Genomic DNA, 16,016 nt, shown 5'->3' with positions numbered 1-16,016 from the left:
ACAGGAGACTGCCGCGTGAAGCGCTACTTCGGAGTCATCGTCATCGTCGCGGGTGTGCTGCTGGCCGCCGTCATGAGCTATCGCAGCGCGAGCAGTCGCGCGCTGGAGGCCCAGCGGAATGCGGATCAGCAACGGATTCACGCGGAGTACCTCGAACGGGTGGGCTGGATGCGCGCCAACCCGGACGAGGCCAGCTACCGCGATGAGTTGAAGCCCTTCTTCAAGAACTACTTCGAGCAGGTGGACGCGCACCTGACGCGCTTCAAGGGGAACACGAAGTTCGACGACTACCTGCTGGAGCTGGAGGCGCGCGAGGAGCGTGGCGCGAAGGATGACCGCGCCAACGACCGCAAGGCCTTCTACGAGTACACGCGCAAGACGTTCGACAGCCTGCGCGAGGGCCGCTACCGCCCGGTGTGGACGGCCACGGACAAGGGCATGCGCCTGGACATCATCTCCTCCGACGTGGTGATGGTGCTGGGCAAGCCGCAGATCCGCCTGCAGTTGGCGGTGTGGGGCGCGCAGCGCGTGCTCAAGGACGACGGCAAGGTGCTGAAGATGATGACCAGCGCCACGTTCGACACGGTGTGGAAGCTCACCGATGCGAAGGGGAAGCTGCTGGGCGAGATGCGCGGCGCCGACCCGTCCATGAAGATTGACCACCCGGAGCGCTTCGTCCCGTCGTTCCCCCCGCAGATGGTGCTGGGGCACTACGATTTGGACCTGCTGCCGAACGAGGTGGCGAAGGTGGAGATGACCATCAACCTCTCCTCCAGCGCGGCTTCGGGTGGCACCGCGACGTCCAGCTACGTGTGGAAGCTGGACGTGCCGTCTGACTGGAAGCTCGGCGCCGGCGAGTCGTGGGAGGGCGCCACCCAGGAAGAGCGCCCCGAGGAGGAGATCGACCCGTCGAAGGCCGCGGCGAACTAGGCCTTCGCGGGGGGTTACTCCACCACCGTGAAGTGAGAGCCGAGCCGGTACGCGGACAGCGTGCCGGCGTCGTCCAGGAAGTAGAGGTTGAGGCGCACGTCGGCCTGGAGCGCGACGAGCCCCACGCCGGCCTGGACCTCCGCGAGCACCTGCCCGCCGCGGGGGTCCACCGCGCGGACGCGCTCCCCTGGCACCAGCGTGACGTCGCGCGCGGTATGGGCGGGGAGCGCGCTGATGAGGGGCTCGCCCGCGGCGCCCACGCGCCAATCCACCGTGCCGGAGGCGGCCACCCGCGTGGCGGCGCCCGAGGCGCTCGTGACCACCACCGCGCGGGGGAGGGCGGCCAGCGCATAGGGGCCAGGCCCCAGGTTCAGCGGGCGCTCCCAGAGGCGCCGGCCCTTCGCGTCCAGGCAGAGCAGCATGCCTTCGCGCTCGCGCTCGCCGGCGATGAACACCCGTGAGCCCACGGGCAGGGGCGCGGACAGGTGGGACAGGTTCGGCTCGTACGTCCACACGGATTCGCCGGTGTGCGCGTCCGCGAGCAACACGGCCCAGTGCGAGCCGCGGCCCAGCATGGCCAGGAAGCGCCGGCCCCAGGCCACCGGGGGCCCGTGGAATGGCATGGGCGCGCGCATGCGGTAGCGGACCTGGCCGTCCTCCAGGTCGAGCCCATAGAGGTAGCCCGAGTCCGTGCCCACCAGCGCACGGTGTCCCTGGGTGGCCAGCCAGCTGCGCTGGGTGCGCGGCGGCGCCAGGCGCCAGACCTCGCGGCCCGTGGCCTCCGCGAAGGCCGCGACGGTGCGGTCCTCGGACAGGGTGAGCAGCAGGCCGTCCTTGCGCAGCAGCAGCGGGCCCAGGGGGATTCCGTCGTGGTCATGCAGCCAGCGCGCGCCGCCGCCCCGGCCCGTGAAGCCGTAGACGCGCGCGATGTCCGCCGCCACCGCGTGGCCATCCGCCGACGCGGCCACGCCCAGCGCCGCGGCGCGCTTCCACAGCAGCGCTCCGTCCTTTCGGGAGAACGCGGAGGCCAGCTGCGGCGCGCAGTACACCGGCCCGTGCCGGCCGAGCAGCAGCCGCGACTCCTCCGCGTCCGGCAGGCCGCGCTTCTCCCACAGCTTCTCGAAGCGCAGCCGGCGCAAGCGGCCGGGGACCTTCAGCGGGCGGGAGGTGCCCTGGCCCGTGGCCCGGGCCTTCTTCTCGCGGGCCGCACCCTGGGCCTCGGGGGGCTGCACGGGGCCGCGCAGGTGTGAGAGGCCCTCGCGGCAGCGCTCCGCCAGCTCCATCCGGTACGGGTTGGCCACCAGCGCGCGGTCCGCTTCCGCGAAGGCCGCGGCCAGGGACTCGCCCAGGTGGAGGAGGGCGGCGGCGAGCACGTTGCCCGCGAGCGGGAAGGGCGTCCCGGTGCGCCCCGCCTTCGCCTGGCCCGTCTTCAGGTCGACCAGCAGCGAAGGCTTCGCGCCCGCGGGGGCCAGCTCGAAGCGGTTTTCGCCCAGCTCCACCGCGCGCGCCAGCTCCACCGCCTGTCGCGACAGCTCCAGCGCTGTCAGGAACGGCGGGCCGGGGACGCGCCAGGCCTCGGGCTTTCCGGGCAGCGACAGCCAGACCTCGCCCGACGCCAGCAGGGGCGCCAGCAGTCCGCCCGTCCCCCGCGCGGCGCCACGGCCCGTGGGGACGCCGGCGTCCCGGAGCTCGAAGCCGAAGCCTGGAATTTCCGTGGGCTCCACGCGCCGGGTGGCGGGCCGGGCCGGCGCCTCGTCGGGAGGACGGGCGGGGCGGTTCAGGCCTCGCAGCGGCTCCTTGAGGGCCTGCCCCACGGTGGTGGCGAGCGCCTTGGGCCCGGCCCGGGTGACGTCGGCGAGGAACCGCTCGCCGGCCTCACGGACCGCCCCCACCAGCTCCTCCAGCTCCACCCGGACGGGCGGGCGCATCAGCCGGGCAGGGCGGGAGAGGTTGGCCACGAGCAGCTCCACCTCCGGCCCCATGCGGCGGAGCACCAGCTCCAGGTGGGCCTCGGGCAGGGAGACCTGGGCCAGTTTCTGCCGCCCACCCGCGAGCGCCGCAACTGAGCGCACCAGGGAAGGGACGACTTCTGCTAGAGACTCCTCCACGGCCCCGGACAGAAGGTCCACCCCGTCCAATTCCAGTGCGATGGAATCGAGCGGGGAAGCTGCGGGTTCGCGTTTCCAGCGCTGTCCGATGCGTATGCGGGTCATCTTGCGTTCGTTGACAAGCCAGTTTAGCGATGGCTAGCATCCGCCGCCTATACGGACCTACATTTTTGTAACCGTTCGGAATTCCTGGGGAATACTCGATGACATTCTACGAGGCCGCGCTCCGCATCCTGGAGAGCGAAGGTCGTCCCCTCCACTTCCTTGAAATTACCGAGAAGTCCATCCAGCAGAGCCTGCTTTCCCACGTGGGCAAGACGCCTGAGGTGACGATGCTGTCGCGCCTCGCAGCCATGGCGCGCCGCACGCGGGATCGCAAGGTGCTTGTGACGGCGAAGGACACCTTCGCGCTGGTCGACTGGTCGATTCCCGAGGACGTCGAGGCACTGGCTCAAACCGGCGTGGTGGAGCCGCACCCTGAAGAAGACCTGCCGCCGCTGCGTCCGGCGGAGCGTCACCCGGAGCCGCGCACGGACAACGTGCGGGTCGCGGGCCGTGGCAGTGACCGCAAGCGTCGCCGCGACGAGGACGAGGAGCGTGGCGGTCGCCGCAAGCGCTTCCCGCCGCTGCCCGAGGTGGTGTTCGAGATTCTCAGCGAGTCGGACATCGGGCTGCGCACCGAGCAGATCATCGAACGTGCCCGGGCCAAGGAGTTGTGCGCCGAGGACACCACGGTGGAGGCGGTGCTCACCGCGCTGCTGGAGGACAACCAGCGTCGCATCGACGCGGGCCGCCGGCCGCAGTACGCCTTCAGCAAGGACTCTGGAGAGGTGTCGCTGGAGCGCGCAGGCGCCCCGAGCGAGGCCCCGCCGCTGGAGCTCCAGGCCGCGTTCGCGCAGGCGCTGGGCATCCCGCTGGAGGCTGGCCGTCCGTTGCTGGGCAAGCCGGCTGCCGCGAGCGAGGCCCCGGCGGATGCCGCGCTGGTGTCCACGCTGCGCGCCGCGCTCAAGGACGCGCGCCGCTCCGTGGCGCGTGGGCTGCGCAAGCGCCTGGGCGAGCTGGACGTCGGCACGTTCGAGAAGTCCGTCGTGAAGATGATGCACGGTCTGGGCTTCCGCGAGCTGAAGGTGGCCAAGCGGTCCAAGGAAGGGCCCTTGCTCACGGCACGCAAGCGCGAGGGCAGCGTGGAGCTGCGCTACGCGGTCCGCATGCTGAAGGGCACGCCCGGCATCGACCGCAAGTCGGTGCAGGAGCTGCGGCGTGACCTGGGCCACTACTCGGCGCAGGTGGGTCTGTTGGTGAGCGCGGGTGACGTGCGCGGCGATGCGCGCACCGAGGCGCAGGCCAATGGTTCACTGGTGATGCTCTGGTGCGGTGACGCGCTGGGCGAGAAGTTCCTGGAAGCGGAGACGGCCGTCTCCGTCACGCAGGTCGCGCTGTACGAGGTCGACGAGACGTTCTTCGAGGCCGCGAAGCTGGATGCCGAGGAGGCCCAGAAGCGCCGCGAGGAGCGTCAGCGCGAGAAGCAGGCCCGGGAGGGCGGCGAGGAGCCCACCGAGGCCGCTGCCGCGCCGGAGCGCGAGCGCCCGCGTGAGAAGCGCCGCCGTGAGCGTGAGAAGCGCGAGGCCCGTGAGGCTCGTGAGGCCGAGGCCACCGCGGAAGCTTCCACCGAGGAGCCTTCGGCTGCTCCCGCCGGGGATGTGCGTGAAGCCGCTCCCGTGCCGGCCGCGCCGGTCCTGCAGGGCCGCGAGGACGATGAGGAGGACGACGACGAGGACGGGGAGGATGACGACCTCGAGGCCGCCAGCGCTTTCGTGGGTGGTGCGCGTCCCGATGGGGCTGCCGCGGACGCCGGTGCCGAAGGGGCACAGGGTGACCGCAAGCGCCGCCGCCGTCGTCGCCGGGGCCGTCGCGGCCGTGGCAGCCGCGCGGGTGAGGCCGGTGCCGCCGGCGCTTCCGGTGAGGCCGGTGCTGCTGGCGAAGCGGGTGAGGCGGGTGCCTCGGTTGCTGGTGCCGCTGGTGAGGCCGGAGCCTCGGCTGCTGGTGCCGCTGGTGAGGCCGGTGCCTCGGCTTCGGGTGCCGCTGGCGAGGCCGGTGCCTCGGCTTCGGGTGCCGCTGGCGAGGCTGGTGCCGCTGGCGAGGCTGGTGCCGCTGGCGAGGCCGGTGCCTCGGCTTCGGGTGCCGCTGGCGAGGCCGGAGCCTCGGCTACGGGTGCCACTGGCGAGGCCGGTGCCTCGGCTACGGATGCCGCGGGTGCATCCACCGCAGGTACTGTTGGTGCCACGGGTGATGCGGGTGTCTCCTTCGTGGGGGCTGGTGGTGCAGCCGGTGAGGCGGGTGTCTCCTTCGCGGGTGCTGGTGGTAACGCTGGCGAGGCGGGTGTCTCGGCTGCGGGTGCCGTCGATGCCACGGGTGAGGCAGGTGTCTCTACCTCGGGTGCTGGTGTCGTCGGCGAGGCGGGTGCCTCCGCTCCGGACGCTGCGGGTGCCGCTGGCGAGGCCGGTGCCTCGGCTGCGGGCACTGGTGGAGATACGGGCGTCGCTGGCGTGACGACTGCTGTCGGTGCCATTGGCAACGCCGGTGTGTCGACTGCCGGGAGCGGTGCTTGGGGTGCCACGGGGGGCGCGTCTCCTGAGGTCAGCAGTGCTGGCGAGGCACCTTCCGTCTCCAAGGCGAGCGCTGACAGTGGCGCGGGCTCGGCTGCTGTCACTGGTGCGGTGTCGAGCGAAGCGCTTGCCTCGGCGGACAGTGGCGTCACTTCCGCGCCGGTCTCCGGCGATGTGGACTCCGCGTCCGTGGGCGTCGCCACACAGGCGGATGCGTCCGGGACTGCTCCTTCCGAGGGGACGTCATCGGCTGCTCCGGCGGAAGGGCTGACGCAGGCGGGCGTGCTGGACGGCTCGGCGGGCGAAGTGGCCCCTGGTGCCGCGACGGCGGCGTCTTCCGGATCCGATGATGGCGCACAGGCCAGCGAGCCTGCTTCCTCTCCCACCGAGGGTGATCCGTCCGCTGACGCGTTCGTGCCCCCCAAGGGACCGGCCGGGGAGCGCGATAGCTGACGCGGCACGCCAGGGGGTGAGGGATTGGTCGGCGCCACCGCTCTCCAGGTGTTAGCCTGGGGAGCGATGAAGCCGGTCCTGTTGCTCGCCTCCTGCGTCGTCCTGGTGCTCGGTGCCTGCCGATGGCGGGCGCCGCGCTACCCGGTGGCGCCGGTGGAGCTCTCCGGAGCCACCCTGCGGGACAACGCCCTGCTGGGACTTGCTCCCGAGGGCGTGGCCACGCTCTTCACCGCCGCCCTGAAAGACTCCGGCCGTTTCGAGCAGAATGGCGCGGAGGCGCCTCGCGAGGAGCGGCCCTGGCGCCTGACGCTGGACGTGCCCTTCACCCGCGAAGTGCTGAAGGACGGTGACCCGCGCAGCTTCGCCGAGGTGGGCGCCAACCTGGTCCTGGAGCGCTTCGGTGGGCGTCTGCCTCAGCGCTACGAGCTGGTCGGGCTGGGTGAGGCGCCCGTCGAGGAGGACTCGCCCGCGGGACGGCAGGAGGCCATGCGCACGGCACTGGCCAACGTGCTGCGCCAGGTGACCGAGTCCACCGTCATGCAGTTGACGGCGCTGGACCGCACCGATGAGGAACTGGTGCAGGACCTCAAGGCCACGGACTCGCGAGTGCGGGAGTTCAGCCTCCGCACGCTGGCGGAGCGGCAGCACCCGGCCGCCGCGCCGCTGCTCATCGACCGGCTCAAGGAAGCGACCGACGCCGAGACGGTGCGCAGGACGATGGGCTCGCTCGTGGAGATGAAGGCTCGGGTCGCGGTGCCCGTGCTCATCGACCTGGCGCGTGGCCGTGACCTGGGCTTCGTGCAGGAGATTGTCTTCGCGGTGGGCGAAATCGGCGGCCCGGAGGCGGAGGCCTACCTCTACACGATGGCGCAGGGGCACGATGCGCCCACCGTCCAGGCCGCCGCGCAACAGGCGCTGGACACGCTCTACGCATCACGTAAGCACTCATCTGCGGAGGCGCGTGGCCCCAGCCGCGCGGACTGACATCGACATGAAGCGTTCATTCGGCATGGGCGGGGCCGCGGTGCTGGCGGCCCTGGTGCTGGGCACGGGCTGTTCCAAGAACGTCGACGCGGCGGCGGGCGCGAGCGCCAGCACCGACGACGTGTCCGTGTACTACCCGCTCGCGGTGGGCAACAGCTGGACCTACCGAATCAACGGCCGCGACGACAAACGCGTCACCGTGGAGATTCTCAAGGAAGAGGCCGGCGTCTTCCACGACAGCCAGGGCGGTCAGCTCTCCCTGGACGGCTACGGCTTGAGAGATCCCAAGCGCTACCTGCTGCGCGGTCCGGTGCGGACCGGGCACTCGTGGACGAACGTGGTGTCCGTGTCCTCCACGGAGCGCTACCACATCGTCCAGGCGGGGGACCCCTGTGAGACGCCCGCGGGCACCTTCCCGAACTGTGTCCAGGTGGAGGGCCGCAACCGGGTGGACGCCAAGGCCACGCTGGTGAACACGATGACGTTCGCGCCCGGCGTCGGCATGGTCCGCATCGAAATGGCCGTGGAGACCAACGGCCAGTTGATGCCGCAGACCTCCCTGGAGCTGACGGCCTGGCAGCTCCGGGACGGCGCGGCGCCGCCTGCGGGCTGATACGGTGGAGAATCACCACGAGGTGCCGCTGTGGCCGCCAATGCGAACGAGCAGTCCCAGGAAGCGCTCATCCTGAGCTTCCTGTCGGAGAGCGGGAGCGACTACACCTCAGGTGAGGCGCTCTCCAACAAGCTGGGGCTGTCGCGCACGGCGGTGTGGAAGCACGTGGAGGCCCTGCGCGCGAAGGGCTACCGCATCGAGGCGGTGTCCGCGCGAGGCTACCGGCTGGTGGCGGTTCCGGACCGGCTCACCTCGCTCGAGGTGGGCCCGTTGCTGGACACCCACGACCTGGGCCGCACCATCCACCACCACGAAGCGCTGCCTTCCACCAACGAGAAGGCCTTCCGGCTGGCCCAGGACGGCGCCGAGCACGGTGAGGTGGTGGTGGCCGAGCAGCAGACCGCGGGCAAGGGGCGCCGGGGCCGCACCTGGGTGTCGCCGCCCGGCCTCAACCTCTACTTCTCCGCCGTCCTCCGTCCGGACCTGCCTCCCCAGCGCGCGCCAGAGCTGACGCTGGTGGCGGCCGTGGCGCTGGCGGAGTCGCTGCGCGACGCGGGCGTGGAGGCCGCCATCAAGTGGCCCAACGACGTCCACATCGACGGCCTCAAGGTCGCGGGAATCCTCACCGAGCTGTCCGCCGAGCCCGAGCGCGTGCACTTCGTCATCGTGGGCGTGGGGGTCAATCTCAACTCCCAGGCCGAGCACTTCCCGGAGGCGCTGCGGGCCACCGCCACGTCGTTGTCGCTGGCCCTGGGGCAGCCGGTGCACCGGGCCCGCTTCGCCGCGGCCCTCTGGACGCGGCTGGAGGCGTGGCTGGACCTCTACCTGGACACGGGCTTCGACGCGGTGCGTGCCCGCTGGAAGGCGCTGTCCTCCACGCTGGGGCAGGACGTGCTGGTGCGCACCGACCGTCAGGAGCTGCGGGGGCGGGCCGAGGACATCGACCCATCCGGGGCCCTGCTGGTCCGGACGGCGGAGGGCTCGCTCGAGCGCGTGTTGGCGGGCGACGTGGAGCAGCTTCGCCCACGGCGGTAGAGTGCGCGGTGTGATGCTCCTGGCCATCGACGTCGGCAACACCACCACCGCGCTCGGCGTATTCGAAGGCCGGCGCCTGCTCGACCACTGGCGCGTGGAGACCAGCACGCGCCGCACCTCGGATGAGTACGGCATCCTCGTCCGTCAGCTCTTCACCCACCGCGGCATCGACCCGGCGAAGGTGACCGCCGTCGCCGTCTCCAGCGTGGTGCCGCCGCTCCAGTCCAACCTGGAGAAGATGAGCGAGCGGTACTTCCGCGTCCGCCCCATGTTCGTCGGGCCCGGCGTGAAGACGGGCATGCCCATCCTCTACGACAACCCCCGGGAGGTGGGCGCGGACCGCATCGTCAACGCGGTGTCCGCCTACGAGAAGCACCACGCCGGCGTGGTGGTGGTGGACTTCGGCACCGCGACGACGTTCGACGCGGTGTCGCCGAAGGGGGAGTACCTGGGGGGCTGCATCTGCCCCGGCATCAACATCTCCATGGAGGCGCTGTTCCAGAACGCCTCCAAGCTCCCGCGCGTGGAGTTCGCGCGGCCGCCGCATGTCATCGGGCGCAACACCGTGCACTCCATGCAGGCCGGGCTCGTCTACGGCTACGTGGGCATGGTGGACGGCATCTGCGCCCGCATGCAGGCCGAACTGGGTTTTCCGGTGAAGGTCGTCGCCACCGGAGGGCTCGCGTCGCTGGTGGCCAGCGAGTCGAAGGTCATCCACCAGGTGGATGAGCTCCTCACGCTCGAGGGCCTGCGCATCATCTACGGAAGGAATCACGCGTCATGACCCCTGCCGCTCCCAACGCCGTCCCGACGCCGCCCCCGGGCTGCCCCTTCGATGCGGAGTTCCTGCCGCCCAACCTGCGCAAGCACGTGGACCCCGCGGCGCCGGTGCCGCTGCGGATGATGGCGGCGAAGTCGCTCGTCCCGCTCAGCCCGTCCGACATGGTGGGCGCGCTCTACATGCTCACGTTCGATCCGGACCCGGGCGTGCGCGAGACGGCGGCGAAGACGGCCGCGGGGCTGCCGGACAGGATTCTGGGCTCCGCGCTGCGTGACGAAGAGGTGCAGCCGCAGGCGCTCGGGTACCTCCTGGGGCTCGTGAAGGGCAACGCGGCCTACGCGGAGATGCTGGTCCTCAACGCCAGCACGCCGGATGCCGCGGTGGCGGACGTGGCGAAGGACTGCGACCCGAAGCTGGCGGAGATCATCGGACAGAATCAGCTCCGTCTGCTGCGCCACGAGGACATCCTCCGCAACCTCTGCGCCAACGCGAGCGCGCCGGTGTCGCTCATCGACAGCGTCTGCGACTTCGCGGTGCGCAGCGGGCTGACGCTGATGGACGTGCCGCAGATGAAGGCCGCGCGGGTGCGCGTCTTCGGCCCCGAGGCCGCGGAGGCGCCGCCGCCGCAGGGCCCCACCGCGGAGGAGGTGCTTCAAGAGTTCCAGGAGGCCGCGGACGAAGCCGCCGCGCCCATGGAGGAGGGCAAGCGCCTCACGCTGGCCCAGCGCATCATGCGCATGTCCATCGCGGAGAAGATCAAGCTGGCCACGCTGGGTAACAAGGAAGCCCGCACCGCGCTCATCCGGGAGACGAACAAGCTGGTGGCGGTGGCCGTCATCCGCAGCCCGCGCATCACCGACGGTGAGGTGCTCTCCTGCGCCGCCAACCGCGCGATGATGGATGACGTGCTGCGCGTCATCTACAGCAACCGCGAGTGGACGAAGAACCACAAGGTGAAGATGGCGCTGGTGAAGAACCCCAAGGTCCCGCTCACCGTCACCATGAAGTTCCTCAACGCGTTCCGCGACGCCGAGTTGAAGGACCTCAGCCGCGACAAGAACGTGCCCGCGGCCGTGCAGGGCTTCGCGAAGAAGCTGCACGAGAAGAAGACGGCCCCGAAGAAGCAGGGGTAGGGGCGGGCGGTGCCCCGGGCGCGGGTGGCTCGGGGAGCGCGGCCCGTGCGACTCAGGCCGCCGCTTCGCTGGCGTCGTCCGCCACCGAGGAGGCGGGCTCTTCCAGGAGCTGCTGGGCGATGACGAGCGCCTTCTTCGTCTTCTCGCGCAGCTTCTCCTCGCTCTTGATGCGCGCGTAGAGGCGCGTCACGCGCTCCTCGCCGCGGGCCGTGGCGGCCTCCAGCTCGGAGATGCGGCCGCGCAGCTCCTCGGCCTCCGCGCTGGCGCGGCTGCCCTGCTCGGACAGCTCCACCTGGGCCTGGCCCAACTGGACGCGCAGGTCCTCGGCCTCCTGCTGCGCGGCCTGGACGTCCGCCTCCAGCTGTCCCGCGCGAGCGCGCAGCTCCTCCAGCTCCGCGGCGTAGGCATGCGCCTGGGCCTGGTGCTGGTCCAGCTCCGTCTGCAGCGCGGTGAGCTGCGCGGACGCGCTCCGGGCCTCGTCCTTGGCGGCGGCAAGCTGCTGGTCCACGCGCTTGCGGTCCGTGGCGAGCGACTCCGCCCGGGCGCTCAGCGTCTTGAGCTGGGCGTCGCGCTGGGCGAGCTCGGACTCGGCGGTGCTGGCCTTCTGCTCCAGCTCCAGGCTCTGGTCCTTGAGCTCGATGATCTCCTGGTCCTTCTGATTCAGCTCCGTCTTGAGGCGGAGGATCTCCTTGTCCTTCTTGTTGGCCGCGTCGCGGAGGGCGAAGGTGTCCTTGTCGTTCTTCCCCGAGGACGCCCGGGCCGTCTCCAGCTCCGTGGCGTGGCTCTCCAGCTGCGCCTCCAGGTCACGCACGCGCTCCTCGGCGTGGGACGCCGCGCCGCGCGAGTCGTCGAGCTCGGCCTGGAGCTCGGCCACCCTCGTGCGCAGGCTGCGCAGCTCCGCGACGTCGGCGGCCGGCGCCATCGCGACGGGCGGCGGGGCGGGGCGGGGGGCCGCGCTGGGCCGGGATACTGGGGGCGGCGCGACGGCGCGGGGCGACTCGGGAGGAGGCGGGGCCACGGGAGCGGGGGCGATGAAGCCAATCACCGTCTTCTCGTCGGAGTCATCCAGCCCTTCCAGCGGATCATCCAGGTCGGTGCCCAGCGAGTCGAGCGTGGAGAAGTCCTCCTCCACGCCTTCCACCACCGCCTCGGGCGGCGCGACGACGACTTCCTCCTCGAAGGACGGCGTCTCCTCGGGCGCGGACAGGTCGCCGAAGGCGGCGTCCAGGTCCAGCTCCTCGCCCGTGACGGGAGGCTCCTCCGCGGTCTCCACGGAGATCTCCTCGCCGAAGTCCGCCGTCATCGGCTCGTCGCCGAGCGCGTCCAGCGTGAGGCTCTCATCGACGAGGTCCTCGGAGGCGGGCAGCTCGGGGAAGCCGATCAGCGCACCCGCGCGCTCCACCAGTTGAGCCGCGTCCACCGGCTTGGCGACGTACTCGTCGGCGTGGGCCCTCAGCTTGCGGTGCGGCGCGAAGCCGTCCGGGTTGCCGATGATGACGATGGGGACGTTCTTGAGGTCATCGTCCTTCTTCAGCTTGCCGCAGATGAGGTAGCCGTTCTGCCCTGCGGACAGGTCCACCGCGAGCACCACGAGGTCCGGCCGGTCCCTGCGGATCTGCTCCACGCTGCCCTTGCCGTCGGTCGTCTCTTCGACCGTGAAGCCCCGGCCTTCCAGGGCCGAACGCAGGGAGGCGGAGAGCGCGGTGTCGCTTTCGACGATCAGGATTTTCTTCGACATGGAGGGACGGCCCGTCCTGGTGTGCGGCGCGCGCAAACGCCCTACCGGCCGCGACGCGCAAGGAAAAGATGTGCGTCGAGGCTATCGGCCATGCGCGGGAGCGTCAATGTTCGGACCGGGCGGAATTCCGGCCGCCCGGGGAGCGGACAGGCGGCGTCACATCAGCGCACCCGCGCGCTCCACCAGTTGAGCCGCGTCCACCGGCTTGGCGACGTACTCGTCGGCGCGGGTCTTCAGCTTGCGGTGCTGCGCGAAGCCGTCCGGGTTGCCGATGATGACGATGGGGACGTTCTTGAGGTCATCGTCCTTCTTCAGCCTGCCGCAGATGAGGTAGCCGTTCTGTCCTTCGGACAGGTCCACCGCGAGCACCACGAGGTCCGGCCGGTCCCTGCGGATCTGCTCCACGCTGCCCTTGCCGTCGGTCGTCTCTTCGACCGTGAAGCCCCGGCCTTCCAGGGCCGAACGCAGGGAGGCGGAGAGCGCGGTGTCGCTTTCGACGATCAGGATTCTCTTCGACATGGAGGGACGGCCCGTCCTGGTGTGCGACGCGCACAAACGCCCTACCGGCTTTGACGCGCAAGGAGAAGATGCGCGTCGAGGCTATCGGCCATGCGCGGGAGCCGTCAATGCTTGGACCAGGCGGAGTTCCGCCCGCCCCGGAGGGGGAGCGCCGTCACGCAGCCGACGTTTCCGTCACTGGGGGTACGTCGGGTACGTCACCGGCTCGAAGGAGATGGGGGGCCGGGAGTACGGCGAGCGCGGCGTGGGCGGGAGCGAATACAGCGGCTCGTCGGCCTCCGGCGCGGACTGTCGCGCGAGCTTCTCTCCGCTGTCGCGCTCGGCGAGCATCCGGCGGATGTCGCTTTCGTCCATGTCCGTCACCATCTCGTAGACGATTTCATCGTCGCGCCAGGTGACGACATTGAAGCCCTGCGCGGAGTCCACTTCCACCGCTTGCAGGGCCTGGAACTTCGGGATGGCAGCTTCGTCGTGCCCAGGGAGCACGAAGACGCCCAACCGGCGGCTCGGCTCACCTTCATTGTCCGGAAGCGTCTCGTAGCTGATGTACGCGACTTCGCGGCCATTGAGGATGGAGATGCGCCCGCCCAGCGGCTTCGCCTTGGGGAGCTGCGGGACGGTGATGCGCGGATCCACCTTGTCCTTGAACCACTCCTCCACCTGCTCCGGCGCGTTGGAGGCAATCTCGAAGGGGAGCGCCTTGCTCTTGCTGTGGCGCTGCACCGCCTCCGTCCTGGCCGCGCTCAGGCGCTGCTCGGCGTGGAACGCGGCCCAGCCGCCACCCACCGTCACCACCACCAGCGCCATGGCCCCGGCGCGCAGCCAGACGCCGAACTGGACGCGGCGCTGCTCCTGCTTGAGGCCCACCTGGATGCCGGCCCGAAGCGAGGCGGGGGCCCGCATGCCCGAAACGGAGTGGCGCGCGGCTCGCCGCAGCGCCTGCTGCATCTGCTTCTCTTCCTCCGCGCGGCGCCCGCAGGCAGCGCACCCGGAGAGGTGGGTTTCGAGGTCCACTCGTTCCTCGGGCTGGAATTCGCCGTCGAGGTACGGATAGAGCAGCCGTTCGAGGTCCTGGCAGTTCATGGGGCGCGCTAGGAACGGCTTTCTAGCCTGTCTTCTTCCTGTGGCGATACTCTTCCAGGTCCGCGGGTGCGTTCACCGGCTCTCCGTCGTGCCGGAACACGCCCTGGCCCTCGGCGTACTCACGCAGGTTCTTCTGCAGGAGCTTGCGTCCGCGGAACAGGCGGCTCATCACCGTGCCGACGGGGCACTCGAGAATCTCCGCGATCTCCTTGTAGGAGAACTCCTGCAGGTCCGCGAGGATGACCACCAGCCGGAAGTCGATGGGCAGCGAGTCGATGGCTCGCAGCACGTCGTCCGACAGGAGCCGGTCGAAGAAGTACTGCTCCGGGTTGGCCGCGAAGTCCGTCGCGTCCCGGCTCACGAAGCGCTCGTGGACGGCCTCGCGCTCCACGCCTTCGACCACCGTGCGCTCCTTCACCTTCCGCCGGTAGCGGTTGATGAAGGTGTTGGTGAGAATCTTGAAGAGCCAGGCCTTGATGTTCGTCCCGCGCTCGAACTTGTCGAAGAAGCGGTACGCCCGCATGCAGGTGTCCTGCACCAGGTCCTCGGCGTCGCGCTCGTTCTTCGTCAGGCGCAGGGCCGCCGAATAGAGCGGATCCAGGTGGGCGAGCGCCAGCTCTTCGAATTCCTGCTTCGTCCGGTTGGGTTGCCTGAAGTCCAACATGTCCCGCCTTCCAAGGGCCCGAAACAAAAGGGGAATGAGTTGTCGCTTACCCGCCAAATGTATGCACGGGAACAACCAGGGCAACAACGGCATCCCACGACACCCGCCCGGACGCCCGCTTCGGGAATACACGACGCCGGCCGGGGAAACTTATTCCCCAGCAGAGATAACGGACGGGGAGGCCGGATGTCGTCATCCGAACCTCCCCGCCAGGAACCACGTCGTTTGCCTGCTTGTCGGGCTTACTTGCCAGCGAGCGCGTCGGTGATGGGCATGTAGGGGTAGCCCATGTCCTTCGCGACGGCCTCGTAGGTGACGTGGCCGTTGTAGGTGTTCAGCGCACGCGCGAGGGCGCGGTCGGACTTGACGGCCTCCACCAGGCCCAGGTCGGCGATCCTGCGCGAGTAGGGGCGGGTGACGTTGGTGAGAGCGTAGGTGGACGTCTGCGGCACGGCGCCGGGCATGTTGGCGACGCAGTAGTGGACGACGCCGTGGACCTCGAAGGTGGGGTTGTCGTGGGTGGTGGGCTTGCACGTCTCGATGCAGCCGCCCTGGTCCACCGCCACGTCGACCACCACGGCGCCCGGGGTCATCTCCGCGATGAGGGCCTCGGAGACGAGCTTCGGGGCCTTGCCGCCGGGGATGAGCACCGCGCCCACGACGAGGTCCGCCTCGCGCACGGAGCGGGCGATGCTCTCCGAGTCGGAGGCCAGCACGCCGACGCGGCCGAGGAACACGTCATCCAGGTAGGTGAGGCGCTCCATGTTGACGTCGAGGATGGTGACCTCGGCGCCCATGCCCACCGCCACCTTGGCGGCACACAGGCCCACCACGCCGCCGCCAATGACGGTGACGCGGCCGCGGCGCACGCCGGGCACGCCGCCCAGGAGGATGCCCTTGCCGCCGTGGGCCTTCTCCAGGCACCGGGCGCCCACCTGGATGGCCATCTTTCCGGCCACCTCGCTCATGGGCTTGAGCAGCGGCAGGCTGCCATCATCCGGCTGCAGCGTTTCGTAGGCCACGGCGGAGGCCTTCTTCTGGAGCAGCGTCCTGGTCAGCTCCGGATCCACGCCGGCCAGGTGGAAGTACGTATAGATGATCTGACCGGGCTGGATGCGCGCGTACTCGGGCGCGATGGGCTCCTTGACCTTGATGATCATCTCCGAGCGCTTCCAGACCTCGTCCGCGGTGGCGACGATCTGCGCGCCGACGCGCTGGAACTCCGAATCGGGGATGCCGGAGCCAACGCCGGCGTTCGTCTCGATCAGGACCGTATGACCCGCGGCGATGAAGGCGCTCACGCCAGCCGGCACCATTCCGACGCGGTACTCGCGGGTTTTGATCTCCTTGGGAACTCCGACGATCACGA

The 16,016-nt window shown here is 70.3% G+C and carries 12 protein-coding genes and 1 pseudogene; 7 read left to right on the top strand and 6 right to left on the bottom strand.

Annotation, left to right across the window (positions count from 1 at the left end; all coding sequences use genetic code 11):
- The first annotated feature begins 15 nt into the window (after positions 1-15).
- Positions 16-930: a hypothetical protein gene (locus KGD87_RS10000; protein WP_284667228.1), complete on the top strand. Its 915-nt coding sequence runs from the start codon at positions 16-18 to the stop codon at positions 928-930.
- Positions 931-944: 14 nt separating this feature from the next.
- Here KGD87_RS10000 and KGD87_RS09995 read toward each other — a convergent pair whose 3' ends face one another.
- Positions 945-3,143, bottom strand: coding sequence for an outer membrane protein assembly factor BamB family protein (locus KGD87_RS09995; protein WP_284667226.1), 2,199 nt, complete (start codon positions 3,141-3,143; stop codon positions 945-947).
- Positions 3,144-3,241: 98 nt separating this feature from the next.
- Between KGD87_RS09995 and KGD87_RS09990 the strand changes: the two genes are divergently transcribed.
- The 6 genes from KGD87_RS09990 (at position 3,242) to KGD87_RS09965 (ending at position 10,643) form a co-directional block, all read left to right on the top strand.
- Positions 3,242-6,097: an HTH domain-containing protein gene (locus KGD87_RS09990; protein ID WP_284667225.1), complete on the top strand. Its 2,856-nt coding sequence runs from the start codon at positions 3,242-3,244 to the stop codon at positions 6,095-6,097.
- A 66-nt stretch (positions 6,098-6,163) separates the two neighbouring features.
- Positions 6,164-7,081 (top strand): HEAT repeat domain-containing protein, encoded by a 918-nt coding sequence (locus tag KGD87_RS09985; RefSeq protein ID WP_284667224.1) that lies wholly within the window; start codon positions 6,164-6,166, stop codon positions 7,079-7,081.
- The gene (locus KGD87_RS09980; protein WP_284667223.1) at positions 7,059-7,694 is read left to right on the top strand and encodes a hypothetical protein; all 636 of its coding nucleotides are present in this window, start codon (positions 7,059-7,061) and stop codon (positions 7,692-7,694) included. The genes KGD87_RS09985 and KGD87_RS09980 overlap by 23 nt, the downstream gene beginning before the upstream one ends.
- A 30-nt stretch (positions 7,695-7,724) precedes the next feature.
- On the top strand, positions 7,725-8,729 hold the full coding sequence (locus KGD87_RS09975; RefSeq protein ID WP_284667222.1) for a biotin--[acetyl-CoA-carboxylase] ligase: 1,005 nt from the start codon (positions 7,725-7,727) through the stop codon (positions 8,727-8,729).
- A gap of 13 nt (positions 8,730-8,742) precedes the next feature.
- The gene (locus KGD87_RS09970) at positions 8,743-9,513 is read left to right on the top strand and encodes a type III pantothenate kinase (protein ID WP_163785812.1); all 771 of its coding nucleotides are present in this window, start codon (positions 8,743-8,745) and stop codon (positions 9,511-9,513) included.
- Positions 9,510-10,643: a hypothetical protein gene (locus KGD87_RS09965; RefSeq protein WP_284667220.1), complete on the top strand. Its 1,134-nt coding sequence runs from the start codon at positions 9,510-9,512 to the stop codon at positions 10,641-10,643. Before KGD87_RS09970 ends, KGD87_RS09965 begins: the two co-directional genes overlap by 4 nt.
- 52 nt (positions 10,644-10,695) lie before the next feature.
- On the opposite strand, the gene KGD87_RS09960 is transcribed toward KGD87_RS09965, so the two are convergent.
- The 5 genes and pseudogenes from KGD87_RS09960 to ald form a co-directional block, all read right to left on the bottom strand.
- On the bottom strand, positions 10,696-12,381 hold the full coding sequence (locus KGD87_RS09960) for a response regulator (protein WP_284667219.1): 1,686 nt from the start codon (positions 12,379-12,381) through the stop codon (positions 10,696-10,698).
- Positions 12,382-12,540: 159 nt separating this feature from the next.
- Positions 12,541-12,900: pseudogene (locus KGD87_RS09955) on the bottom strand (response regulator); the annotation flags it as partial.
- 174 nt (positions 12,901-13,074) lie between these two features.
- Positions 13,075-13,983: an anti-sigma factor family protein gene (locus tag KGD87_RS09950; protein WP_284667218.1), complete on the bottom strand. Its 909-nt coding sequence runs from the start codon at positions 13,981-13,983 to the stop codon at positions 13,075-13,077.
- A 22-nt stretch (positions 13,984-14,005) separates the two neighbouring features.
- Complete coding sequence (locus tag KGD87_RS09945; RefSeq protein ID WP_013940756.1) at positions 14,006-14,647, bottom strand: sigma-70 family RNA polymerase sigma factor; 642 nt, start codon at positions 14,645-14,647, stop codon at positions 14,006-14,008.
- Positions 14,648-14,889: 242 nt separating this feature from the next.
- A complete protein-coding gene (gene ald, locus KGD87_RS09940; RefSeq protein ID WP_284667217.1) occupies positions 14,890-16,014 on the bottom strand; it encodes an alanine dehydrogenase in 1,125 nt (374 codons plus the stop codon).
- Positions 16,015-16,016 lie beyond the last annotated feature (2 nt).

This window comes from Myxococcus sp. SDU36 (assembly GCF_030168875.1).
GTDB lineage: Bacteria > Myxococcota > Myxococcia > Myxococcales > Myxococcaceae > Myxococcus > Myxococcus vastator.
The sequence above is the reverse complement of the archived record's forward strand: the minus strand, read 5'-3'. Positions and strand labels throughout refer to the sequence as shown.

Bases quoted from the DNA above. Each gene is read 5' to 3' on its own strand.
- KGD87_RS09995 (WP_284667226.1), bottom strand. From the start codon at position 3,143: ATGACCCGCATACGCATCGGACAGCGCTGGAAACGCGAACCCGCAGCT.
- KGD87_RS09990 (WP_284667225.1), top strand. From the start codon at position 3,242: ATGACATTCTACGAGGCCGCGCTCCGCATCCTGGAGAGCGAAGGTCGT.
- KGD87_RS09985 (WP_284667224.1), top strand. From the start codon at position 6,164: ATGAAGCCGGTCCTGTTGCTCGCCTCCTGCGTCGTCCTGGTGCTCGGT.
- KGD87_RS09970 (WP_163785812.1), top strand. From the start codon at position 8,743: ATGCTCCTGGCCATCGACGTCGGCAACACCACCACCGCGCTCGGCGTA.
- KGD87_RS09965 (WP_284667220.1), top strand. From the start codon at position 9,510: ATGACCCCTGCCGCTCCCAACGCCGTCCCGACGCCGCCCCCGGGCTGC.
- KGD87_RS09960 (WP_284667219.1), bottom strand. From the start codon at position 12,381: ATGTCGAAGAAAATCCTGATCGTCGAAAGCGACACCGCGCTCTCCGCC.
- KGD87_RS09950 (WP_284667218.1), bottom strand. From the start codon at position 13,983: ATGAACTGCCAGGACCTCGAACGGCTGCTCTATCCGTACCTCGACGGC.
- KGD87_RS09945 (WP_013940756.1), bottom strand. From the start codon at position 14,647: ATGTTGGACTTCAGGCAACCCAACCGGACGAAGCAGGAATTCGAAGAG.